This is a genomic window from Catenuloplanes japonicus, from assembly GCF_000717135.1.
Lineage (GTDB): Bacteria > Actinomycetota > Actinomycetes > Mycobacteriales > Micromonosporaceae > Catenuloplanes > Catenuloplanes japonicus.
The window spans coordinates 143,061-164,699 of record NZ_JNXY01000006.1 but is presented as its reverse complement, the minus strand read 5'-3'; the positions used below and the strand labels follow the sequence as shown (position 1 = coordinate 164,699).

23 protein-coding genes are annotated in these 21,639 nt (G+C 69.2%); 11 read left to right on the top strand and 12 right to left on the bottom strand.

Annotated features, from left to right (window positions below):
* Nucleotides 1-67: 67 nt before the first annotated feature.
* The 4 genes from OP04_RS11520 (at nt 68) to OP04_RS11505 (ending at nt 2,238) form a co-directional block, all read left to right on the top strand.
* Nucleotides 68-655 (top strand): hypothetical protein, encoded by a 588-nt coding sequence (locus tag OP04_RS11520; RefSeq protein ID WP_051797576.1) that lies wholly within the window; start codon nt 68-70, stop codon nt 653-655.
* Between the two features lie 177 nt (nt 656-832).
* Nucleotides 833-1,192 (top strand): hypothetical protein, encoded by a 360-nt coding sequence (locus OP04_RS11515; protein ID WP_157239666.1) that lies wholly within the window; start codon nt 833-835, stop codon nt 1,190-1,192.
* 96 nt (nt 1,193-1,288) lie between these two features.
* Nucleotides 1,289-1,732 carry a site-specific integrase gene (locus OP04_RS53210; RefSeq protein WP_033339565.1) on the top strand — a complete coding sequence of 148 codons (444 nt, stop codon included), beginning with the start codon at nt 1,289-1,291 and terminating at the stop codon, nt 1,730-1,732.
* Nucleotides 1,733-1,989: 257 nt separating this feature from the next.
* Complete coding sequence (locus OP04_RS11505; RefSeq protein WP_157239664.1) at nt 1,990-2,238, top strand: hypothetical protein; 249 nt, start codon at nt 1,990-1,992, stop codon at nt 2,236-2,238.
* A 276-nt stretch (nt 2,239-2,514) separates the two neighbouring features.
* Here OP04_RS11505 and OP04_RS11500 read toward each other — a convergent pair whose 3' ends face one another.
* A complete protein-coding gene (locus tag OP04_RS11500) occupies nt 2,515-2,817 on the bottom strand; it encodes a hypothetical protein (RefSeq protein WP_033339563.1) in 303 nt (100 codons plus the stop codon).
* A gap of 598 nt (nt 2,818-3,415) precedes the next feature.
* On the opposite strand from OP04_RS11500, the gene OP04_RS11495 reads away from it, so the two are divergent.
* Nucleotides 3,416-3,721 carry a hypothetical protein gene (locus OP04_RS11495; protein ID WP_033339562.1) on the top strand — a complete coding sequence of 102 codons (306 nt, stop codon included), beginning with the start codon at nt 3,416-3,418 and terminating at the stop codon, nt 3,719-3,721.
* Nucleotides 3,722-3,754: 33 nt separating this feature from the next.
* On the opposite strand, the gene OP04_RS11490 is transcribed toward OP04_RS11495, so the two are convergent.
* Nucleotides 3,755-4,945 (bottom strand): hypothetical protein, encoded by a 1,191-nt coding sequence (locus OP04_RS11490; protein WP_157239662.1) that lies wholly within the window; start codon nt 4,943-4,945, stop codon nt 3,755-3,757.
* Between the two features lie 133 nt (nt 4,946-5,078).
* Here OP04_RS11490 and OP04_RS53205 point away from each other — a divergent pair, with 133 nt between their 5' ends.
* Complete coding sequence (locus OP04_RS53205; protein ID WP_157239659.1) at nt 5,079-5,264, top strand: hypothetical protein; 186 nt, start codon at nt 5,079-5,081, stop codon at nt 5,262-5,264.
* 11 nt (nt 5,265-5,275) lie between these two features.
* Here OP04_RS53205 and OP04_RS11485 read toward each other — a convergent pair whose 3' ends face one another.
* Complete coding sequence (locus OP04_RS11485; protein ID WP_033339560.1) at nt 5,276-6,961, bottom strand: hypothetical protein; 1,686 nt, start codon at nt 6,959-6,961, stop codon at nt 5,276-5,278.
* Between the two features lie 132 nt (nt 6,962-7,093).
* On the opposite strand from OP04_RS11485, the gene OP04_RS11480 reads away from it, so the two are divergent.
* Complete coding sequence (locus tag OP04_RS11480; protein ID WP_033339850.1) at nt 7,094-7,843, top strand: carbon-nitrogen hydrolase family protein; 750 nt, start codon at nt 7,094-7,096, stop codon at nt 7,841-7,843.
* 131 nt (nt 7,844-7,974) lie between these two features.
* Here OP04_RS11480 and OP04_RS11475 read toward each other — a convergent pair whose 3' ends face one another.
* The 9 genes from OP04_RS11475 to OP04_RS11430 form a co-directional block, all read right to left on the bottom strand.
* Nucleotides 7,975-8,235, bottom strand: a complete 261-nt coding sequence (locus OP04_RS11475) for a hypothetical protein (protein WP_157239657.1) — start codon at nt 8,233-8,235, stop codon at nt 7,975-7,977.
* A gap of 14 nt (nt 8,236-8,249) precedes the next feature.
* On the bottom strand, nt 8,250-9,260 hold the full coding sequence (locus OP04_RS11470) for a DnaB-like helicase N-terminal domain-containing protein (protein ID WP_033339558.1): 1,011 nt from the start codon (nt 9,258-9,260) through the stop codon (nt 8,250-8,252).
* Nucleotides 9,260-10,042, bottom strand: a complete 783-nt coding sequence (locus OP04_RS11465) for a hypothetical protein (RefSeq protein WP_157239655.1) — start codon at nt 10,040-10,042, stop codon at nt 9,260-9,262. The genes OP04_RS11470 and OP04_RS11465 overlap by 1 nt, the downstream gene beginning before the upstream one ends.
* Nucleotides 10,039-11,832, bottom strand: a complete 1,794-nt coding sequence (locus tag OP04_RS11460) for a type IV secretory system conjugative DNA transfer family protein (RefSeq protein WP_051797574.1) — start codon at nt 11,830-11,832, stop codon at nt 10,039-10,041. The genes OP04_RS11465 and OP04_RS11460 overlap by 4 nt, the downstream gene beginning before the upstream one ends.
* A 4-nt stretch (nt 11,833-11,836) precedes the next feature.
* Nucleotides 11,837-13,339, bottom strand: coding sequence for a VirB4 family type IV secretion system protein (locus OP04_RS11450; protein WP_198153792.1), 1,503 nt, complete (start codon nt 13,337-13,339; stop codon nt 11,837-11,839).
* 2 nt (nt 13,340-13,341) lie between these two features.
* The gene (locus tag OP04_RS11445; protein ID WP_051797571.1) at nt 13,342-14,889 is read right to left on the bottom strand and encodes an SCO6880 family protein; all 1,548 of its coding nucleotides are present in this window, start codon (nt 14,887-14,889) and stop codon (nt 13,342-13,344) included.
* The gene (locus tag OP04_RS11440; RefSeq protein WP_033339554.1) at nt 14,886-16,742 is read right to left on the bottom strand and encodes a hypothetical protein; all 1,857 of its coding nucleotides are present in this window, start codon (nt 16,740-16,742) and stop codon (nt 14,886-14,888) included. Before OP04_RS11440 ends, OP04_RS11445 begins: the two co-directional genes overlap by 4 nt.
* The gene (locus OP04_RS11435; protein ID WP_157239653.1) at nt 16,739-17,431 is read right to left on the bottom strand and encodes a hypothetical protein; all 693 of its coding nucleotides are present in this window, start codon (nt 17,429-17,431) and stop codon (nt 16,739-16,741) included. The genes OP04_RS11440 and OP04_RS11435 overlap by 4 nt, the downstream gene beginning before the upstream one ends.
* Nucleotides 17,432-17,497: 66 nt before the next feature.
* A complete protein-coding gene (locus OP04_RS11430; protein WP_033339552.1) occupies nt 17,498-17,800 on the bottom strand; it encodes a hypothetical protein in 303 nt (100 codons plus the stop codon).
* A 79-nt stretch (nt 17,801-17,879) separates the two neighbouring features.
* Here OP04_RS11430 and OP04_RS11425 point away from each other — a divergent pair, with 79 nt between their 5' ends.
* From OP04_RS11425 to OP04_RS11410, 4 genes are all read left to right on the top strand, one after another.
* Complete coding sequence (locus tag OP04_RS11425; RefSeq protein WP_198153791.1) at nt 17,880-18,452, top strand: helix-turn-helix domain-containing protein; 573 nt, start codon at nt 17,880-17,882, stop codon at nt 18,450-18,452.
* 206 nt (nt 18,453-18,658) lie between these two features.
* Nucleotides 18,659-19,183, top strand: coding sequence for a hypothetical protein (locus tag OP04_RS11420; protein WP_051797569.1), 525 nt, complete (start codon nt 18,659-18,661; stop codon nt 19,181-19,183).
* On the top strand, nt 19,180-20,406 hold the full coding sequence (locus tag OP04_RS11415) for an MAB_1171c family putative transporter (protein WP_033339550.1): 1,227 nt from the start codon (nt 19,180-19,182) through the stop codon (nt 20,404-20,406). The genes OP04_RS11420 and OP04_RS11415 overlap by 4 nt, the downstream gene beginning before the upstream one ends.
* Nucleotides 20,407-20,492: 86 nt before the next feature.
* On the top strand, nt 20,493-21,536 hold the full coding sequence (locus tag OP04_RS11410; RefSeq protein ID WP_033339549.1) for a M23 family metallopeptidase: 1,044 nt from the start codon (nt 20,493-20,495) through the stop codon (nt 21,534-21,536).
* The last annotated feature ends 103 nt before the right edge of the window (nt 21,537-21,639 follow it).

Below are 21,639 nucleotides of genomic sequence, written 5' to 3'. Positions count from 1 at the left end.
TCCTGTGTCTCCGATTAGCCGCTCACCGTCACCTGTCCAGCCGGCTCCGGCTCGCACGGTCCGGCACGTGGTCCAGTTCTCCGGCGGGATCGGCTCGTGGGCCGCCGCCATGCGCGTCGCCGCACAACACGGCACCGACAACCTCGTCCTCCTCGCCGCCGACACCAAGGCCGAAGACCCTGACCTGTGGCGCTTCGTCGACGACGCCGCCGCGCTCCTCGGAGTTCAGCCAGTGATCGTCGCGGACGGGCGCACACCCTGGCAGGTCTTCGCCGACCAGCGCTTTCTCGGCAACAGCCGCATCGCCCCGTGCTCGACTTTCCTGAAACAACGACCCTGCCGCGCCTGGCTGACCACGCACGCCGACCCCGCCGACACGATCCTCTACGTCGGGATCGACCGGAGCGAACAGCACCGCACCCCAGGCATCACCCGCGGCTGGGCGCCATGGACGGTGAAGTTTCCGATGTGCGAACCACCGTTCCTGACCAAGACCGACATGCTCGACTGGGCACGTACGGAAGGGCTCCACCCGCCCCGCGCCTACGCCGAAGGGCTCTCGCACAACTTCTCTCCACAGTTCGGTGGTGTCTCAATTCCATCGACGGAACGAACATCTCCGAGGCGTCTCAACTGGCTGATCGGGCTCCGATGACTGAAGTTCGCAGATGCTGGGCGGGTAGCGGGCACACTCCATGCTGAAGTGATGAGAGCCGCGAAGCAGGTCTATCCCATGGACACTGAGAGCCGGAGGCAGACGTGGATGATGGTCTGGAAAGAGGCCCGAGAGCACGCTCGACAGCACGAAGCTCAGCGAGCTACTGCGACCAACATGATCCTGCTCCTCGCCTCTGCCGACCTCGGAGCTATGGCGACGCTGCATCTTGGTTACCGCACCGTGCCACTCGCGCTCGCTTTGGTCTTACTCGGCCTCTTTGGCTTCCTGCTCTCCGCCAAGCACTATGAGCGGGCCGAGCGATCGGTGGCGATCGCTGTCGAGTTCGAGCGTCTGTTGGACGAGGTCGATGAGGCACTAAAGATCGCGACGAGCAAGAAGACGGGCGAGCAGACGAACGCTCGACAGCATCCGATCGTTTCCCGGATACGGCTGAACCAGGTCTGGTCCACCTTGCATCTCCTCGTTCTGGCCGTCGGCGTTGCCACCTTGGCGTTCTCCCTCGCAGCGAATTAGACACGTTCAGCCCACTCGAGGGACGTCGCCGTGTCCGAGCGCCACTCGCGGAGTTAATCATGAAGACGGGATAAGCCGTGATAGTGCGGGTGACAAGTGGAGCTGTTCTTCGTACGCCGACAGTTGGCCCAGCAGCCTGCGGTGCCTGACAGCCCGTCCGGCGTAAAGGTCCGGGAGATCCTGGATCATCGTGCTCTGCCCGACGGTTTGCCGATGTTGGTCGACGCCCAGATGCGTCCCGTCGAGCCGGTCTGCTCCTGGTTCCGGCACCTCGCGTACGCGTTGCTGGAGCCGGAGACGCTGCGCTGCTACGCCTACATCGCGCGGCGGCTGGTGGTGTTTCTGGCCGAGCGCGGCAGTGACGTCCTCTCCGCGACCGAGGTAGATCTCATCGCGAACCGTGCGGCCCACACGGAGCTACAAAAGCAGCCGGTGGATGACGCGACCTGGCGACGCGAGGCCGCGGTGCTCAACGCGTTGTTCTCCTGGTTGCTGGACCAGGACCGTCTGCGGCGGCGCCCGGGTGCCGCCGCGTGGTAGTCCGCTGGGCGGCGCTCCGGCCAAGGAAATACAGATCCGGCACCTCACGTTGCCGCAGTACCAGTACTGGCGGGACGTGGGGATGGGTGGTCACGGGCCGGTCGCCGAGGTCGATCCGGGGTTTCGGGGGTGGGCTCCGCATCGGCATCGCGTCGCGGTGGAGTTGGCGCTGTTGATCGGGATGCGCAAGCAGGAGTGGTCGACGCTGTTGCTGCCTGAGCTGGGTGAGGGCTGGCGTCGCCCGGCAGGCCGGCCCGGTGGATCTTGTGTTGCGGGCGTGCGCGAAGTACCGGCGCCGGCGTGTGGTCTACGTGCCGATCGCGGCGTTGCGCATGCTGGACGCCTTCTTGTTGTTGGAGCGCCCGGACCTGGTCCGGCGATCGGCACGGGCGCTGACGGCGCGGCGCGTGGATCTGTTCGTGGTCGACCGCGTCGATCACGCCACGGGCCGTCTTGGCGGCGTTCTGGACGGGGTCCGGCGCAGTTTCGCGATGGAGGGGCGATGAGCCCGGCGCTGCGGCGCATCACGGTGCGTGAGACCGGCGCCGGGTTGGAGGCGCTGGCCGTGTTCCTCGGACACGGTGGTCTGATGCTGGGGCCGTCGTCTTGGGATCGGATCCGGCTGGATGCGTGGCGGCGCATACAGCGGCACGCTGCGGACGACCCACTCGCGCCGTGCTGTCGGCGCGGCCATGGCTGTTCCACGACCTGCGGCAATCGTTCTGCCTTTCAGCAACGAGCTCGACGAGCACCCATTCTAGGAATCGGTCACCTCGCTACTGCTACGCGGCGGATCCTCCGGAGCCCGTGCCGTCCCTGATTTCGGCGGCAACAGCCTGGACCAGATTCTTCGCCGCAAGCTCAGCAGCCTGGATCTTCGGCGCCATCGGATGACCTGCGGGATAGTGCGGGCCGTTGTCGATATCGCTGATCACGTCGTCAAGAATGGAAGCATCACCGGCCACACCCAGACTAGCCATCGTTCCAACCAGCTGGTCCCTCACGGTGCCGGCGTCCAAGCCCATCTCGAAGGCTGAGACTACAGCTGCCGAAAGACCTCCAACGATTACCTGCCGCTCGTCCATCTCCCCGCCCTCACTCGCAGCCAGGAATCCATTGGATCAAGGAAACGATCGGTCTGATCCGCAAAGCGTCATCTTGCTCCCGGGTTCTACCTGAAGACCTGTCTCACGAGACACCCGAAATCTGGAGAACACAACAACTGCTTCGGCATGTGTGTACGCGCCGGCCAGAAGCAGTGGCGACATCTGCTGGCCGTCGCTCCGGAGCGCTTCGCCGCCGCGAAAGCCCACGAAGAGCAGCTGCGCACCGTCCTCGGAGACGTCGCGATCCTTCGCGAACGACGCGCCGGCACCAGCTACCCCTTACCTCTGCGGGAACTCCGCCGACGCGCCACCTCCAGTAGCAACCGGTCAGCTTCCGGTTCCGGTGAAGCCGGTGCAGGTTGTGGCGGGAGTCATGCGTTGGTGCCCCCACCGGTCCGCGACCGTATGGCAATCTCGGCGATCGATGTCTGATTCACTCCAGACGACGTCGGCGCGGTGCTGTACGCGCTGATGTGTCTGCTGCCCCCGGTGCTGGCGATCCTGGCCGCGGTCCTGTCCGACGCGCGGATCGAGGCGTCGACGCCGCGAGCGGGCCGCGGCGGCCTGGCAACAGCTGTTGGTCGTCGAGCAACAGGCGCCCGGTGCGCACCGTTGCTATGTCGCGCACGTCTACCAGCGGGCGCGCCGCGGTGCGAAGGTCGTCATCGTCTGGACCGCTACCGATGCCCGGCAGGACACCTGGTTCTGGGGTTACTGGCCCGCGTCTGGCGCCACCCTGCTCATCCAGGGCCGCAACGGATATGGGCCGCACAATAACAATCCGAACGTGTTCTACGTGCAGCCCGGCGGGATCCTCGCCGCTGCCCCGCCCGGCGCCTACCGCGCGTGGGCCGACCCCAGCGCGCGGACCCTCGCGCCGTGAGTGCGGCATTCGCCGGCGCGGTCGAAGCGTGGATCAGCAGGATTCGGGTCGGCGGATGCTCGTCGGCGGATCAGCGGCAACGAAGTCGGTCAGCTGGTTGAGGAACGGCGGCAGGAGCATCGGCAGCAGCTCAAACTGGCTGTCGGGCACCATGACCCGCAGTCGGCTCATGGCAGTCGCCATGAACAGCAGTGTCGCCGCCGTGCTGGCCTGAGCCCGGGTCGACGGCTCTGGCTCGCGAAGCGCCTCACGCAGCAGCATCCGGTTGAGGCCGAGGACGACGCCGAGGAGCCACTGGGACAGGCCCGGGTACTCCGGCGCGGTCTGCCCGGCCGCCAGCAGATCCAGCTCGACTTCGACGTCGTCGCATACCTTGATCGCCCAGTCCTGCATGTTGTGCACGGCGTGCCATGCAGCCCGTAGCTGCTCAAGTGATGCCTCGGAGAGCACCCGGGTCAGGTCTTCGCGCACGTCACCGGTTGGCAGCAGGCTCAGGCCGTGGCCGTCGTTGATGTCGGCCAGGCGCGGGGCGTCATCGGGGTGTTCGAGCATGGAGGCGACCACGACCGCCGCGCGCGGCGGCATCAGCGCTCGCGCGAGCGCGGCGAGATCCGCTTCTGTCAGCTCGCCGATCCCTCCCAGCACGATCGACACGGCCGACGTGAGGAAATCACGGCCGGTATAGGTCTCAGTAACGTGAGTGCCCTTGTCGAACGCCATCATCTCCGGCGCGGAGAAGGAAATGCCCGCGGCCGCGATGCGCGCGTCGATATCGCGGATACGTCGCGGTAGCAAGATCGCTTCATCGCCGTATCGCGTCACGATGTTCTCCGCGACATCGCCGATCCAGTCGCTGCGGTCGCCGTCCGTTCCCGGCCCAGGACCGAAAAAGGGAATGGGCCCGAAGTCAGTAGCAGCGGCGATCCAGGCGGCGCGCACGGCCGGCTCCGGGACCGGCAGACCCGCGCCGAACGCCCCCAGCGCGAGATCTTCCAACGGTCGGCCAGGACGGGCGTGGATACTCAGCCACGCCACCAGCTCGACTGCTTCCGGCGGAGCGACGGAGACGCTGCCGCAGCCCCGTCCGGCTCCGTGCTGTGCGTTGCGGGGCAAGAGACCTTTCGCGCGCCAGCGCTCGAGCTGCGTGGGTGTCGGCGGCACACCACGCTCGCCTGCGGCAGCGATCAACGCCGCGTCGGCGGCACTCGGTTTCTTCCGGACCATGGCCTGCGACCGTACCGGCCCAGACCCGCGTTTGGAGCCCCGCGCGCTCGTTCGGGAGGTCGGTGTCGCGCGCTGATTCCCTAGTTTCAGCCGGGGCGGTGAGCCTCGCTGACACCAAGGAGTGAACAGCAGCATGACCGACGCATCTGGCCCCTCGGCCCCCAGCCCGATGAAGCAGCGCGGGGGCGGCACCGCACTCGCGGCCGTTACCGCCGGCGCGGCGGGCCTGCTGGCCGTATACGACTCCGCGTGGGCGATCGGGATCGGCACCGCTACCGCCCTGTTCGTGGCGATTCGCGAAAGCCGCCGGCCGCGATGAGCTGCCTTCCGCTAGTCGGGCTCAATACTGCGGATGCGCTTGATGTAGATGTGCTCGCCCTCGACGCATCGCCATCGTGCGACGGGGTTGACGCCTGTCCCGACGGCCGCCTCCAGCTCGGGGCGGTTAACCAGGCGGACGTTCGCCCACGATTCGATCGGCCCGACGTCGAACGACCGGTCACCGCAGGAAAATGTCAGACTCGGATATCCCATCTTGAGGTGCCCGGACTCTCGCAGTATGGGTTCCGAGGCCAGGAAATCCTCAAGGTGATCGGCCCGCACCTCCACGGTGACGGTGTGGTCCAGCCACTGCACAGTTTCATCAGCGACAAGCTGACTCGCGATCTCCAGTTCCGCGCCGTCTCTGACGGTGAGCCCGTCCGGAATGGGAAACGGCTCACCGTAGTAACGCTGGAGCTTGTCCAGGGCTACGACGAGCCGGGCGACGGGCCGCACCGTGGCCATCCAGTCGTCCCCGATGTCGGCGTAGCCGATGCGGGCAGGTCCGAGGTGGGCGAGAAGCTGGTTTCCAGGCTTCATGGCGAGGACGAAGTCCATGGCCGGCTGCACGGCGTACGGATATCGTCCAACGGCTTCCTCAAAGGCAAAGTCGAACTGGCCGGCGCGGAAGCCGTCCTCCCCGACGTGGTCGATGACGTGAGTCACGATCATGACGCCGGAGGGATCCGTTCCGCTTAGTCGGATGCCTCGCAAACCCTCCGTACGCTTGGTCAAGATGATGTCGATCGAGGCGACGACGATGCCGTCCGGAGCGACCACGGTGAGGGAGATGGGCAGCGGGAGGCCCTCGTTGTTCTCGGCCTCACCGAACTTGAGATGACCGCTCTCGGTCATGTCCTCCATCGCGAACAGCTGGCGGGCCTGTTCCGACGCCTGAATATCGAATCGTTCGATGTAACGGCCGCTTACTGTGGCTCCGGCACCGTAGTCGAAGGCGCGCCGGAGTTGCCGCATGGTCACCTCCGCTTCCGGATCCCCCGCAGGGAAGGTGAAACGCGGTGTGAACACCACCGGATCGAGGGTGGCCGCGCCCGGTACACGTGCGGAGTAGCGCAAGGTCGTCCCATCGCCGTCCGTCGTAATGTCGACGCGCCAGAACGGGGACAACTCGCGGGCCCGGCCATGGACCAAGGCGTTCACCCTCGCGACGAGATCGGTGGCGCCGTTGGCCAGCGCGGCGCGTTCATGATCGAGTTCCCGGGCCCGTTGCAGGAGGTCGTAGTCCGATCCCTCGACATACCGGCGAAGATCCGCATGTTCGGCGAAGTGCCCGTCGAGCCAGTCCCGGCCGCGCCACTCGAGCGCTATCCCAGGAAACTTCGCACGGAGGTCGTCGAACCATGACTCTTCGGCTGGAGTGGGATCGAGCGGTATGACGAGCACCCACCGCACCGGGCCATGAGCTGCGGCCTCGGTCAGCGATCCTTCGATCTTGCGCTTGGCGCTCTTGAGGAGTCGGGTGGGGTAGGACTTGGCCTCGAAAATGACCAGTCCTTCGGCGCTGTCCCATCGGATGTCGCGTCCGCCGTCGCCGCCGGCGCCGTCGATGCCTTGGGCCGTTGGGTGCAGACGGCGGATGAGCAGCTTGATGGCCCGCTCGACGGTGAGGGGATCGAGATCTTGCCAACGGATCATGAACCGCTCCATGAACGCGCGCTGCCGGGTCAGCGTCACACCATAGCCCCCAGATCCGACAGTTTCGTTGGTGTGACAGGAGACCCCGACTGCTCGGAGATCCTCAGACAGTCGCTCCCGGACGCTTGAAATCATCGGTCTCGCCCCGACAAAGTGGGAGGCTTCATCGACATGGTGCGTATCGCTGCCTGCCAGACCCCCGAGTTTCTCGGTGACACCGACGCGGCGCTGGCTTGTGTCGAGCGGTTCGCCAGCCAGGCCGACGCCGATCTCCTGCTGTTCCCGGAGTGCTTCCTTCAGGGGTATCTCGTCACGGAGCCCCATGTCCGCCAGCACGCCCTACCCCTGGACTCACCGGAGTTTGAGACCGTCCTTCGGCGGCTTTCTCCGCTCCGGCAAGCCATCGTCATCGGGCTCATCGAGCGGGCCGGGTCCCGCTTCCACAACACGGCCGTACTCATCCGCCATGGACGGCTACTCGGTGTATACCGAAAGGTGCATCTCGTCGAGGGCGAGGCCATCTTCACCCCTGGCAACCACTTCCCTGTCTTCGAGGTGGCCGGCATCCGCGTCGGCATCAACATCTGCGCGGACACTCGATTCCCGGACGCCGCAGCAGCAGTAGCGGCTCAGGGAGCCCGCGTGCTGCTGGTGCCGGCGCAGAACATGATGCGTCGCGCCGCCGCGGAGCACTGGAAAGACCGGCATCACCAGATCAGGACCGCGCGGGCTCGGGAGACCGGGATGTGGGTGATCTCGGCCGACGTCACCGGCACCCGCGACAGCGACCGGATCGGATGGGGACCAACCAGCGTCATCGCCCCGACCGGACGAATCCTGGACCAGGTAGAGCTCATGCGCACCGGCACCGCCGTCTCGGAAATCCCCACCGGCTCCTACGAGCAAGCGCCCCTTGCGTAACACGCTGTGCGTGATCGCATCGTCCTTCGCTCTCGCCACGTCGCGTGTGATCAGAAGGAGGGGGCCGGGGCCATCCGACCCCGACCCTCAACGCATGTGTCACAAGGGGATATACCGCTCCAGGTGCTCCATCAAGTCCACAGCGCACCCTCGGCGAGCCGCACGTGCCAGCGGTCGAGCTTCGTATTCTGCGCATTGTCGGTGATCTCGTGGTATCCGTCGCGGTCGCGGACCCACCACCTTCCGTCATGCCGGACGAAGCCGCGTTCCCGTAATGACGGCAGGGATGTCGCGGTGTTGCTCTCGATGTCACGCATCTGGTCGTGGGTGATGAATCGAGGGGTTGTGGGCGGGCCATCGCCGCTGGTGCTTTCCGGGGTTATGTCGTTCATGATGACTCCCCCGGTCAGCGTTCGATCTGCGGCTGGTCGACGGTCGGCGCGATCTGCAACGGTGGCTCGATGCCGACCTGCCGTGCGGGCTGCACGACCCGGGCCTGGGCGCTGATCGTGGTGGTGCTCGCGTGAATCTCGGTCTGGACGTGGGCGATAAGCAGTTCCCGGCCGACGACGACGGCGGTGCCGCGAGTGACCGTGGTCCGTTCCAGGCGGGTCACGTACGCGAAATCCGCCTCGACGTCCGGCCCGTCCACCGCCCAGCCGGCACCGGGATCACGTTCCTGGGTGCGTTCACCCCAGAGGTGGGCGGTCTGCCGTTCACGGTCGACTTGCCAGGCGATGATGACCGCGTCGATCGGGTCGCCGTCATAGCCGGTGCTGGCAGTGATCTCGAAGACGAGCCGCCGCTGCTCGCTGGTGAAAACCGCGCTGTCGAGCCACGCGGCGACCTCACGCGCCTGGTCAGGATGCTGCAACAGATCCGCTATCACGAGATCTTCGCGGCTGAGCTCGGACGCAATCTCCACGGTGGCCCGGCTGCCGGCGGTGAGGTCGACCGTGCGCTCGTGGTCGATGGCAGCGGTCGGCAGGAACACCTCGGCTTGGGCGTCGAGTGCGTCGCTGACTCGTAGTAGGTGCTCGCGGTTAACCGGGTCGGTCGTCGAGGCGGCCGCGTCGCGGTACGGCTCGGCCCAGTCCGCGGTTTCGCGGGTGAATGCCGCATCGATGACGATCTTGGTGTAGGTCTGCGCCCGGTAGTGGTCGGGTGCGCGCTCGGCGAGTTCGGCCAGCCACTGTTCGGTGACCTCGGGCAGCTCCAGCGTGCTCGCGACGACGGCACGCAGGCGCTCCGGTGGGAGGTCGGCGCCGTCGAGGTCGCGTAGCGCGCTGTAGACCGCGGCGTGGACGGGGTGGCCGAAGTCGCTGCTGGTGAGGTGGTCGCGGATCGGGGGTTGGTCGCCGCCGGTGAGCATGACGCCGAGGACGCCTTGTTCGGCCCGCATGATCAGCTGCGACATCAGGCATTCCCCTTCTTCTGCTCAGCACCGGAGGTAGGCGCACCCTCGGTCTCTTCTTTGGCGCGGTGCCGGCCGACGGCGGCGTCGGCGAGGCGCATCTTCACGCTGGACTCGTCGAGCCGGGCGTGCTGGAGCGGGTCGGTGGCGCGTAGCCACAGGCCGGGGTCGAACTGCCGGATCCACCAGCAGCCGTCGTACTTCACGAACTGCGGCAGCCCGTCGCTGTGCGGGACCGCGCGGCCGTCGGCGAGCGCGGCGTCCATGTCCGCCAGGCTCATCTGCAACCCCGGGATCGCGATCGTGGCAACGGGTTTCGGTGTCGGCTCGGGGGCCGCGCCGGGCTGTGGTGGTCCGGTCTCGAGCCACCGCTGGCGCAGGCCGGAGTCGGCGTCGGCGAGCTGGCCGGTGGGCTTGTGGCCGACCCGGCAGCCGGGCGCCCAGAAGCTGATCGCGGCCGCGATCGTCTGCCGCAGCTCCCCGTGCCACGACCGCGCCGCGTGTGCGGCACCGGCGTCCGGAGTGTCGTAGACGTGCTCGCGCCACACCTTCAGCGACCGCAGCTCTTCGACGAGTCCGGGATGCTGCGGCCAGCACAGCGGCAGGCGTTCCTCACGGGACAGCTCGTACTGGTCATACAGCCAGGCGACCCAGGCCACCAGGGCGGCCCATTCGGTCTGCTGTTCGTCGGTGGCCATGCTGTGCCATTCGCGGATCAGCGGCGGCGCCTCCTCACCCCCGGGCGGTGGCGTGCTGGCGGATGCGGGTAGTGCGGGAAGGGTCATCGGGTTTCTCCGTCGGTCAGGCCCATCAAACGGCGGGCATTACGGCTGGCCTGGGCGTATTCCTTGCGGTACGGGCTTTCGTAGTGGCGGACCATGCGCACCTTCACCGGCGGCGTGGTCGCGTGGATAACCAGCGCCTCCCGGCGGGCCTCGTCGAGGGTCCGGATCGCCTCGGACGACATCGCTTTCCGGTCGTTCACGGACGCCTGGACGCTGTGGCCCTGCCGGTTGTACTGCGGGATGAGCAGCGTTTCGCGGTAGGTGCCGGCGAGCTCGGAGAACGCGGTGAGGTCTTCACCTGCCAAGCCGCCGAGAGCGATCTTGATGGTGGAATTCGCCCAGAGCATGCGACGCCCGACCTGGCCCCAGCGTTCCTCGGCCGCGGCCGCATTCTGGAGCACGCCGGCGACGAAAATCCCGAACCCGGCCGCGGTCGAGGCGAGTTTCGGCATCCGCGGCAACGGCACCACGTTCGTCAGCTCGTCCAAGATCAGCCCGAGCGGCGGGTCGAGCCGTCCGTTCGGCGACCGCAACGCGATCCGGCGCGCGGTGGCAATGAGGTGGTCGACGAACGCGGTCACCAGCGGTGCGAGGGATTCGGCTTGGTCTTCGTCGACGAGCAGGTAGATGGTGTCGGTGCCGGAGGCCAGGAACGCCTCGACGTCGAAGGAGGTGTGTACGGGTCCGCAGAACACCGCGTGCGCGACGTCACCGAGCAGGCTGCTGGTGCCCGTCTGGACCGTGGTCCAGAGGTTCTTGCGGGTGACGTCGGGTTGCCGGTAGAAGCTGTCGAGCATTTCCAGCACCCCGGACCGCGTACCAGCCGCGTCACGGAGCAGCTTCAGCGGCTGGTCGTTGGTGTCGTCCAGAGACCAGGCCAGGACGTCGGCCATCGTGCGGCCGGTCAGGGCGGCGGTGTGCAGCCACGCCGCCATCAGATTCGTGGCCGTGAGGCCGAAGAACCCTGAGTTGGAGCTGTCGGAGCCGTCGCTGGTCTTCCCGACCTGGATCATGACGTCGGCGCGTTTGCGCGCGAGGTCGTAGGAGTCGCAGCCGGCGACCGGGGACCAGGTGAGGCGGTGCGGCCAGGTCAGCTCTCCGGTCAGCTCCATCACCCACGACCGGCCGGCGCGCAGCGTCGCGGTCGCCTCCAGGACGTCATGCCGCACGGACGTGACCAGCGCGCAGCCGGGGAACGTGCGCAGCCACGGGATGATCACCTGCGACGTTTTGCCTTGCCGGGGTGCGGCCAGCAGCAGCACCGACGTCTCCAGGCTCGCGTACAACGGCATCCCGCCGTCGGCGCGACCGAGTTCGACGGCGACGTCCGGCCAGCGCGGTGTGCCGGCCAGGCCGGGCCGCAGCCGGGACGCACGCCCGAGGACTGCGGTGCGGGACATTGTCTTGTCGAGCTGGGCGCGGGAGGCCATCCCGCGCCGCTGCTGCCCGCCCGCGAACACCCGCCACCCGATCACCGCCAGCGCGCCGAGGACGGCGAAGACCACTACGGCGGTGGTGTAGAGACCGGCCGGGCCGGGCAGCAGGTTCCGCGTGGGTGCCGGCCATGCCTGGCGCGGGTCCTGCCAGGTGCCGGGGATCGCGAAGGCGATGTCGACCGCGTCGCCGATCGTCACCCCCGGCCACGCCCCGCCGAAGATCAGCCCGGCGACCTGGCCGGACAGCCAGGTCCCCGCGACCAGCGTCCCGACGGCCGCGGCGGCGGCGCCGAGCGCGCGGTCGGTGCCGCTGGTCCAGCCGGCGCCGGACATGCGGGTGGTGTTGCCTCCCATCGGCCTACACCGCCATGCGTTCGTTGGTGTAGTACAGCTGCCGCTCGGTCGGGTGGAGAACGACCTGGACGATGCGGGAGTCAGCGCGGCCGATCTTCCACACCGCCCGCCCGATCTGCTCCCCGGACCACGAGGCGATGTGCGCGCATTCGGTGTCGGTCAGCCCGATCGCGTCCCGAGTCATGGCCAGGGGTGCGGTGTCCTGGGCTAGGCAGATCCGCACATCACAGGAGCCGATGAGGTTCCGGGCGATGGCGACTTCGGCGGAGCCTTCGGCGCCGACGGCCTCGAAGTCCGCGAGCCGGTGCGAGGCGAGGAGCTGGATCGTGCCCTGCGCCCGCGACAACCGCAGATCCGAATCGATCTTCCGGACCATCGCCGGGATCCGCATCGCCCGCCACAGCTCATCCCGGATGACGAGCCGGACCGGGCCGCCGGGAGCGTCGATCGCGGCTTGACCCCAGGAGGAGACGCAGGCCAGGGTCATGGCCACGGTGTCGTCGCCGCGATTGTCCAGCCGGGACAGGTCGACGGTCTGGATGTAGGCGTCGAAGTCCATCCGCACCGTCGTGGCCCGGTCGAACAGTCCGGCGAGGGAGCCCTGGACCATGTTCCCGAGCGCATCGGCGGCCGGGCGGATCATCTCCCGCAGCTCCGCCACATCCCCATCACGGACACGCAGCTCGCCGGCCATCTCGTCAGTCGGGTCGCGCAGCAGCGCCCACACCTGCGGAATCGTCGGATCGGTCAGGTGGGTGTTGCCGGTGGCCTGCCCAGAGGCGTACTGGATCGCCAGGGACAACGCGGCCTCTTCCGTCGGGTCGAGGGAGCGGCCGAGCCGCACGACCAGCAGCGAGCCGAGCAAGGTCAGCCGACGGCGGTGGATCTCGGCGAGACGCTCGCGCAGCTCATCCCCTCCGCTGGGGAGGTTCTGGCCGAGCGGTCCGGCATCAAGGGGGTTGAGCCGGGCCGGGAGGCCAGGGCCGAGCTCGACCGGCTCGACGCCGAGCGCCCGCGCGAGCGGCGCGTACTCGTTCTTCAAATCGCCGACGACGAACGCCTTCACGCCATAACGCATCAACCGGTGCGCGATCGCCTTGATCGTCGCGGACTTCCCGGAGCCGGGGACGCCGGTGATCAGCATGTTCGGGTTGGAGATCAAGCCGCGGCGCAGCCACTCGATCGGATGCACGGAGAACGCCCCGCCGGACAGGCAGTCGACCCCGAGGTATGCGCCGACTGGTGGCATCGACGCCCCATACAGCCAGGGATACAGGCCTTGGACCTGCCCGGACGAGCCCCGGAACGTCGGCACGGCCGGGACGATCGGTGCGCGGCCGCCGAACGGGCGGGCCCAGCCGCGCTGCGGCGGGATCGGCTCGACCGCCGCCCGCTCGCGACGGCGTGACCGCCGTCGCGAGACCTCTGGTGTGGTGGCTTCGGGGGTGGTGAAGACGCCCGAGAGGTCAGCGACGGGCAGGGCGGTGTTCTTGCGGCGCAAACGCATCGTCACCACCGCTTCCGGGGCAGGCCCATGCCGACCGGCAGGGCGGACATCGCGAAGCCGACGTCCTGGGCCATCCACATCCGGCGCAACTCGATCCGCGCAGCGGCCGCGTCGGCCTCCAGCTCGGCGCAAGCGTCTTCGAGCAGGTGCGGGTCGGTGACGGTGACGGTCACGTAGCCGGTGAACCGGACCAAGCCGTGCCCGGCGGCACGTTCGGCGTCCTGGTGGCGGGCGCGGTCGAGGGCCTGCTGCTCATGCTCGGGCACGATCTGCCCGGTCTTCTGCCGCATCCGGACCGCCACGTTCCGCGCGGTCCGCTCGCGCATCACCTCACGCTCGGCGTCGCGGGGGCCGAGCGGCTCGAAGTGCAGGGAGAACGCGCGCCGATGGGCGCCTTCGCCGAGCAGGGGTGCCAGGGCAGTGGCGTAGACCTCGGTGCGGGGCCAGTCGTGGACCCAGAACGTAGCCGAGACCGCGCCATCGTGGACGTAACTACCCGCGTTCGCGACCGCCGCCGCCGGACCCGCCAGCGCAGGATCGGCGCCTGCAGGCAGGCCGTCGTCGAGATCGGCGGTGGTGGCGCGACGCTCGGCCAAAGCCCGGACGGAGTGCGGGTCGTAGGCGACCCGGATGACCTCGGCCAACTCCCGCGGGGCCAGCCACGCCTCGATCTGCAGGTCAGCGCCCGAGATCGCCGACGCCAGCGCGCGGACCTGCCTCGCGAGAACCGCAGCCGCGCCGACGGTGCCACCGCCGGCCTGGCGGATCGCCCTGGTTGCGCGCCGGTGGTCCATGGTGAAGGCGAGGAACGCCTCCCGGTGCGAGGTGGCCAGGATCGCCGAGCCGAGCAGCCCACCGGTGATCTCCGCGGTCACGGCCGGGGCGCCAGGGTCGGAGTGCTCGGTGTGCCAGCGGCGCAACGCCGCCCCCGATTCCGGCAGCAGCCGCTGCAACGCCTGGATCCGCACGATCGGCCCGCCCTCGGTGCACAGGCCGGCCAGCAGGCTCCCCCAGCCGGAGACACGCTGGTCCCGGCGGGCGGTGTCGACCAGACCGATCCCGGGATACCGCACCCGGGCGACCGCAGTATAGGTGCGCTCATGCCGGTGATGGATCACCGCGAACGGCTCCCCTCCCGGCATCTGCCCCTCCAGGATCTGGACCGGCGCGAGGATCCCGGGCAGGTCCTGCGGCCGCGCCGCGGTCGGGGCGGTGCGGGCGGGAGGGGTGAACGCGGCGGAGGCGAACTTGTGCTGCCCCTGCACGCGAATGGTCGTGTAGGAGACTGCGGCGGTCGCCCACTCGTCCATGGTCCGGCCGCCGACGCGCAGGAACGCCAAGATCGCGCACACGATCGCGATCGGCCAGGTGACCGCCCCGAGGCTGGCGTCGGCGACCGCTAGGGGCCAGATCGCGCCGAGGACCGCGACGGCGAGCATGGTGAACCGCTGTCCGGACATTCCGTACAGGAACGCGACCCGCTCGGGCTGCCAGCCGAAGAACGTCCGGGCGCGCACCGCCTGCGGCCGTGAAGAAGATGTGGTTGTCACAGCGGGCCTTTCTGATCGTCAACAGCAGGAGCAGGCGGGCGCACCGGCCTGATCGGCGGCGCGACCGGCGCCGGCGTGTCGGCTTCCGGTGCGCGCGGCACCGGGATGCGCGGTGGCTCGGGCGCAGTGCTTTCCGGCAACACCGTCCCGGCCGCGGGTGCCGCCGGTGGCGCAGCCGACGCCGGTGCCGATCCGGGCACCGGCGATGCAGCGGTCGGTGAAACTGCTACCGGGCCGGGCTCGGACGGCGCCGGTATCGCGGATGCGGGGGTGCCGCCGGGGCTGGGAGCCGGGACGGAGGCCGGTGGAAGCGGTGTGTCCGCGGCCGGCGTGGCGGTTACGGAGCTCGCCGGTGTCGTCTGCTCGGGCACCGCAGCAGATTGTGCGGATGCGCTCGCTGTCTCGGGTGCCGGTTCCGGTGCGCTCAGCACGTGGCCGGATGGCGTCTGCGGGTCTGCCGGTGGCGAGGACGCCGATGCTCCGGCCGCGCTGGCAGGCGAGGGTGCCGGGGCCGGATCAGCCGGCGCAGGACCGGTGGGAACCGGAGGCGGCCCTGATGGTCCGCCCGGCCGGGCAGGCGCGGTGCGGGTTGGGAGCGGGCCGCGAGAGTAGCCCGCGGGGTGCGGGTATGGGGAGACGCCGCCGAGGCCGGCGTGCCCGGCGGTTTGTTCCATTCGGCCCATCAGGCTGTTCGCCGCTTTCTGCGCCAGCGCCAGTCCGGCCGCCGCGACCGTTAACGCACCCGCCCCCGCCGCGGCCGCGCCACCAGCCGCCGCGCCACCAGCACCGGTCGCGCCCCCGCCGGCCCCGGCGGCGGTGCGGGTGGACACGGCGGACATGGTGCGCTCGGCGGCGGCCTGCCCGAACTGGTCCGGGTCGACTCCGGCTGGGCTGGCCGCGCGGGCTCCGGCGGCGTCGGCGGCACGGTTGGCGCCCGCGCCAAGCATCGACGCGAGCCCGGTCGGTCCGCCGGTGTGGATCGTCATGAAGGTGAAGAACCGGCCGATCGCCGGCCAGGAGAGCACGGCGAGGAGCAGGATGAGCAGGCCGGCCAGGACGGTGACGAGGTCGTCGCCGTCGGCGGTTTCCGTCGCGCCGGTGATGGAGAAGCCGAGCATCATCACCAGCGCGATCGCCGGTTTCAGCAGGATCAGCCGGATCGTCGCCGAGACGAGGGTGGGCCACCACCCGCGGGTCGCGTCCGACATCTGCCCGACCGCGGAGATCGGGGAGGTGGCAATCAGGACCGCGACCGCGGCGTTGCGCAGCAGCAGCTCGAACCACAGCACCCCGGTCAGCACGATCCCGATCAGCGCCAGGATCAGCAGCAGCGACCCCGTCATCGACGTCGATGCCGAGGAATACTCGAAGACCCCGGTGAGCTTGTCCCGCAGCCCTTCGGTCGAGCCGAAACCGCGTTCGATGATGAACACCGTGATCTCGTCCGCGGCGACCAGCGCGGTCCCGGCGACAGTGAGCGTGGCCATGAACGCCACCAGCGCTTTGCCGATCCCGAGCAGCCCCTGGGCAAGGCCGGAGCCGTCGTGAGTGACTGCGGTCCGGGCGATCTGGAACAGCAGCAGCATCGCGGCCACCAGCGCGGCGATCCCGAGGGAGATGCCGTAGACCTGCTGCACCCCGGCCGAGGACAGATCGACCGGCGGGAACGCGACGAACGCTTTGGCGAACCCTTCGAGCATCGCCACGGCCGCGTCGGCGAACGACCGACACACCGTTTCCCACGCCGACGCGGCAGCGCCGCCGACGACGTCCTCGACCGTGTCCTCCAGACACGTCTTCGGGTCGGCGAAGTTGCAGTCGGGAAGCAGCACGGCCTGGAAGCGGCCGCTCATTGGATGAAGTCCAGCCAGCCGGCCGCCTTCGCCTGCGCGCTGCCGGGCTGGACCCGCAGTTCGGTGTAGTCCGGGGCGCCGTCCGGGCGGGCGGTGACTTTCCAGTCCCCCTGGTGCCAGACCATGTCGGCCGGGATCAACGCGAGCCGGCTTTGCGTACCGGCCACCGGGGTGGTGGTGACCATGTAGCCGAGGACCAACACCGTCACCCGGTCCGCGGAGACGTCGCGAAGCTGGTAGGCGTTGACGCCCAGCGTCGCCGCGACCCCCTGAGGCACCGGCCCGGACAGCGGGGCGCCGAGCAGCTCGCGCATCCCGGAGGCCCCGTCACGAAAGACCTGGTCACCGCCGTGGGTGCCGTCGGTGGCCAGGCGGCCGATCTGCACCGCGCGGTCCAGATCGAGGTTGGAGGAAAACAGCGTCGTGTACTCGATCGCCGCCGACACCGCCCCGGCCAGCTCGTGCGGATAGCCCACCGGCACGTCGTCCACCCGCCGGCCAGCCGGCACCAGCCGCAGCGGCCCATCGCCCGACGCAGGGTTCTCGGCCACGCCGTCCTCGTGGGCCGGCTCGGAGGCCGACGCCGACGGAGCAGCCGTCGGAGCTTCAGCCGACGGGCCGCCGGCCGGAGTGCCACCGGCCAGGGCGGCGCCGGCGACCGCGGCCGTGGCGGCGACCGCGATCAGCACCCCGGCCGCCACCCACCACCGCCCCGGGCCGGGAGCGGTCAGGAACGAGTTGTGCCCGGTCATGGGTCAGCCGACCGCGCTGAAGACGTTGTTGACCATCGGGATCGCGATCGCCGCGGCGACCGTTGCGGCGCCGGATATCAGGAACGCGCGCTTGCCTTTCTGGTTTTCCTCCGGCCGGTGCGACAGCGCGCCCCAGGCCATGTAGCCGGCCGAGGCGAGCGCGATCGCGCCGCAGATACCGAGCACGCCCCACTTCAGGTAGGCGAACAGCAGCTCGACCCCCTGTGCGCCGCCGGTCGGGTCGATGGGGGCGGGGTTCGGCACGTCCAGCGGGACCAGCGCGACCAATTCAGACAGAAGGATCATGGGGAACACCTCGCGATGAAGGCGCAGCAGACCTACCCGAAACGGCACGCCACCTGCGGTTTTCGCTACAGCGAACGCTGTGGGTCGACAGCGTACGTTCCTTGATCACTTTTCTGTCAACTGTGGCGAACAAAAATGTTGTCGCGCCTGTTTGCGTTCGCTGCAGCGAAACGGCAAGCTCACAGCGATGAACGGGCAGCCGGACGGCGCCGCCGCATCGCCGGACGACGGCGCCCGCGGCGTACTCGCCGCGCGCCTGGACAAGCTGTTCGCGGAGAAGAAGCGCCCGGACGGCCAGGAGTACAGCTACCGCGAGGTCTCTGAGGCGATCAACGCCGCCGCCGGCGAGAAGGTCATATCCGGCAACTACATCTGGCAGCTGCGAAAAGGCGAGCGCCGCGAGCCGTCCGCGCGCCGGCTGAAGCTGCTCGCCGACTTCTTCGACGTCGAGATCGGCTACTTCACCGGCCCGGAATCCGCGCCCGGCGCACGCGACGAGGACATGCGGTTCGTGACCGCGCTGCGCGACGCGGGCGTGCGGGATATCGCACTGCGCGCGCATGGGCTGTCTGACGCGAGCAAGGCGACGATCCTGCAGATGATCGAGATGGCGCGTAAGGCCGAAGGGCTCGGTTCGCCGCCCGAGGCGTGATCAGGCCGCGTGTCGTAGCAGGTCAGGGTTGCTGTTCGGATGCAACGTCGAAGATTTCACAGCGCACCCTATTTCGCTTGGCCGCCCGGTTCGGCGCGTTTTAGGCTGCCCCGCGCGATCGGACTCGATCGCGGATGAAACGTTGCGAAATCTCCCGGCGGCCGGTCGCAGACCGCCGGGGACGCGTGGCAGGAGCACTCACGGGGATGCGGCACGACAACCGGATACGGCAGCGGTGTACGCGCGTCCTCGCGGACCTCGACATCCCTCAGCCGTTCGACTTCGACGCCTTCTGCGCGCGCGTGGCCCACGCGCGTGGCCGGCCGCTGCATGTGCATCCGCTACCGAAGCCGCTCACCCCGGCGCACCCCTACGGTGCGACCCTGCGCACGAAGACCGCCGATCACATCTTCGTCGAGCAGGCCACCAGCGCCTGGCACCGGACCGTGATCGGCCTCCACGAGGTCTCTCACCTGGTCTTCGACCACCACGGCGTGCTGACCGACCTCGTCTCCGTGCTCGCGCCGAGTCTCGCCCCGGCCACGATCGACGCCTTGCTCGCCCGGCAGAGCTACGACACGGTGCACGAGCAGGAAGCCGAGACCCTGGCCGGCATGATCCTCGACCTCGCCTACCCGCCGCCGGGTCCGGCGCGTCAGCCGCTCGGTGCGCACGTGCTGACGCACCGGCTGGCCGACACGCTCGGCCTGCCGGACGAGCGTGTCACATGAACGCGCTCGACGCGGTCGTCCTGGTCTTCCTCTGGGCCGCGGTGCTGGTCCGGCTGCCGGGTGCGGCGCATGACCGGCGGCGCCGGATCCTGTGGATGGCGTTCACCGCGATGGCGATCGCGGTCAGCGCCCGCACGCCCGCTGTCGCCGGATTCATCGACCAGCACAGCGGCTGGCCCGGCACGTCCGTGCTGGTCGGGCACGCCTTCACGGTGCTCGCCGCGACCGGGGCGTTCGAGTTCGTCACCGACCTGCGCGAAACGGTCCGCATCCGCCTGCCCCGCCTGGACATCTGGCTGCTGATCGCCGCGATCACCGTCCTCGCCCTCACCGTGCTCTTCTTCCATATCCCTCCGCCAGCCGAAGGCCTGTTCATCGACCGGGCCCCCGGCCAGGTCCTGCCGACGCTGTATCTGGTGCTGTTCACCACGCACCTCGGCTTCGCCATGGGCGCCATCGGCACCCTCCACGCTGGCGCCCTCATCACCTCCCGCCGCACCGCACCACCCTGGATCCGCACCGGGTTCGCGCTCAACGCGGCCGGCGGCATCACCGGCATCGCCTACGCCACCGGTGTCGACGGCTACCTGCTCTACCGGCTCACCGGCCCCGCCGCCGGCCTCGGCGACACCGCGGTCCTCGCGCTGCTCGACCCCCTGGAAGCCGTCGCGATCCTGCTCATCGCCGCAGGCCACGGCGTCCCCGCGATGCCCGCCGCACTCGGCACCGCACGGCAAAGGCTCACCCTCCTCCAGCTCCGGCCGCTCTGGGCGGCGCTGACCAAAGCCCACCCGGACGTCGTGTTCGGCGAGCGCCCGTCGCTGCTCGACGACCTCACCGACCGGCACGCCCTGCGCCACCGGCTCATCCGCCGCACCATCGAAATCCGTGACGCCACCCTTCACCTCCGCGGCCACATCGACGACGACACCCGCCAGCGCCTCACCGCGGCGTTCGCCACCATCGGCTGCCCCCGCCGCCGCGCCGCGGCGACCGAAGCCGCGTTCATCCGCCTCGCCCTGCACGCCCACCACCTCGGCCGCGCCCCGGCACCCCGCCCGGACTACGTCCCGCCCGGTGGCCACGACCCTGATACCGAGGCTGCCTGGCTGCGCACCGTCAGCGCCGCCTACCTCCGCCCGGCCACCCGCCGCACCGCTACCGCCCACGCCTCCCGGCGGCACGCCACACCGCGCATTCCCATCCAGCGTCGTTCGCTGTAGTTGACAGCCGAGCGTGATAATCCCGTAGAGTGCCGCCACACCAGCCTGTTCGCTACAGCGAACAGCAGATGGATCCGGGAGGCGATATGGCGAGCGCCATCTTAAAACGGCTCGTCGTCGCGGCCGCGTCCCTGCCGATGGTCGCGGCCCTCGGCATCGCCGTCGCCAGCTCCGGCGCCGGCGTTCTCGGCCCGCAGGCCGCCGCGTGCGTCATCACGCCATCCGGTTCGACCGGCACCGGCGGATCGCCGATTAGCCTCGCGGATCTCACCCCGACCCAGCTGGCCAACGCGAAGATCATCTACAGCGTCGGGGCCGAGCGGAACCTGCCGCATCGGGGCGGTGTCATCGCGCTCGCCACCGCCATGCAGGAGTCGAAGCTCTACAACCTCGCCGTGGCCGTCGACCACGACAGCCTCGGCCTGTTTCAGCAGCGGCCCAGCTCCGGATGGGGCACGCCCGCGCAGATCCTCGACCCGGTCTACGCGACGAACAAGTTCTACGACAAGCTCATCAACATCACCGACTGGCAGACGCTACCGCTCACCGTCGCCGCCCAGCGCGTGCAGCGCAGCGCCTATCCCGACGCCTACGCCCGATGGGAAAGCCTCGCCACCGACCTGGCCGCGAGCCTCGCCGCCGGACTCGGCCGCGACACCACCTGCATCCCCGCCGCCACCGGCGAATGGGTCAGACCGGTCAACGCCCCGGTCGGCTCCGGGTTCCGCATCGACAGCCGGCCCGACCACGACGGCGTCGACCTCTCCGGCGCCCGCGGCACCGTCATCGTCGCCGCCTCCGCAGGCACCGTCCTTATCGTCACCTGCAACATCGTCCCCGCCAGCCACGGATGCAACCAAGACGGCTACCCCGGCCTCATCGGCTGCGGCTGGTACACCGACATCCAACACGCAGGCGGCATCATCACCCGCTACTGCCACATGCTCACCCGCCCCAACGTCACCGCAGGCCAACACGTCGTCGCAGGCCAGCCGATCGGGCTCATGGGCACCAGCGGGAACTCCTCCGGACCCCACCTGCACTTCGAGGTCCACCTCAACAACGACCGCTCGTCACAATCAGCAGTCGACCCCCTGCCATTCATGAGGTCCGTCGGCATCGAACTCTGAACGACCGAGCTGTAGGTTTTAATCATCAATGGCCGATTCCCACGATCCTGGCGAGGATCGGCAGCGCCGCCATCTTCGTTGAAAAATGGGAGGTCAGCGACTT

Coding starts and splice junctions, on each gene's coding strand:
- OP04_RS11515 (WP_157239666.1), top strand. CDS start 833: ATGATCCTGCTCCTCGCCTCTGCCGACCTCGGAGCTATGGCGACGCTG.
- OP04_RS11500 (WP_033339563.1), bottom strand. CDS start 2,817: ATGGACGAGCGGCAGGTAATCGTTGGAGGTCTTTCGGCAGCTGTAGTC.
- OP04_RS11490 (WP_157239662.1), bottom strand. CDS start 4,945: ATGGTCCGGAAGAAACCGAGTGCCGCCGACGCGGCGTTGATCGCTGCC.
- OP04_RS53205 (WP_157239659.1), top strand. CDS start 5,079: ATGACCGACGCATCTGGCCCCTCGGCCCCCAGCCCGATGAAGCAGCGC.
- OP04_RS11480 (WP_033339850.1), top strand. CDS start 7,094: ATGGTGCGTATCGCTGCCTGCCAGACCCCCGAGTTTCTCGGTGACACC.
- OP04_RS11475 (WP_157239657.1), bottom strand. CDS start 8,235: ATGAACGACATAACCCCGGAAAGCACCAGCGGCGATGGCCCGCCCACA.
- OP04_RS11470 (WP_033339558.1), bottom strand. CDS start 9,260: ATGTCGCAGCTGATCATGCGGGCCGAACAAGGCGTCCTCGGCGTCATG.
- OP04_RS11465 (WP_157239655.1), bottom strand. CDS start 10,042: ATGACCCTTCCCGCACTACCCGCATCCGCCAGCACGCCACCGCCCGGG.
- OP04_RS11460 (WP_051797574.1), bottom strand. CDS start 11,832: ATGGGAGGCAACACCACCCGCATGTCCGGCGCCGGCTGGACCAGCGGC.
- OP04_RS11450 (WP_198153792.1), bottom strand. CDS start 13,339: ATGCGTTTGCGCCGCAAGAACACCGCCCTGCCCGTCGCTGACCTCTCG.
- OP04_RS11440 (WP_033339554.1), bottom strand. CDS start 16,742: ATGAGCGGCCGCTTCCAGGCCGTGCTGCTTCCCGACTGCAACTTCGCC.
- OP04_RS11430 (WP_033339552.1), bottom strand. CDS start 17,800: ATGATCCTTCTGTCTGAATTGGTCGCGCTGGTCCCGCTGGACGTGCCG.
- OP04_RS11420 (WP_051797569.1), top strand. CDS start 18,659: ATGCGGCACGACAACCGGATACGGCAGCGGTGTACGCGCGTCCTCGCG.
- OP04_RS11415 (WP_033339550.1), top strand. CDS start 19,180: ATGAACGCGCTCGACGCGGTCGTCCTGGTCTTCCTCTGGGCCGCGGTG.
- OP04_RS11410 (WP_033339549.1), top strand. CDS start 20,493: ATGGCGAGCGCCATCTTAAAACGGCTCGTCGTCGCGGCCGCGTCCCTG.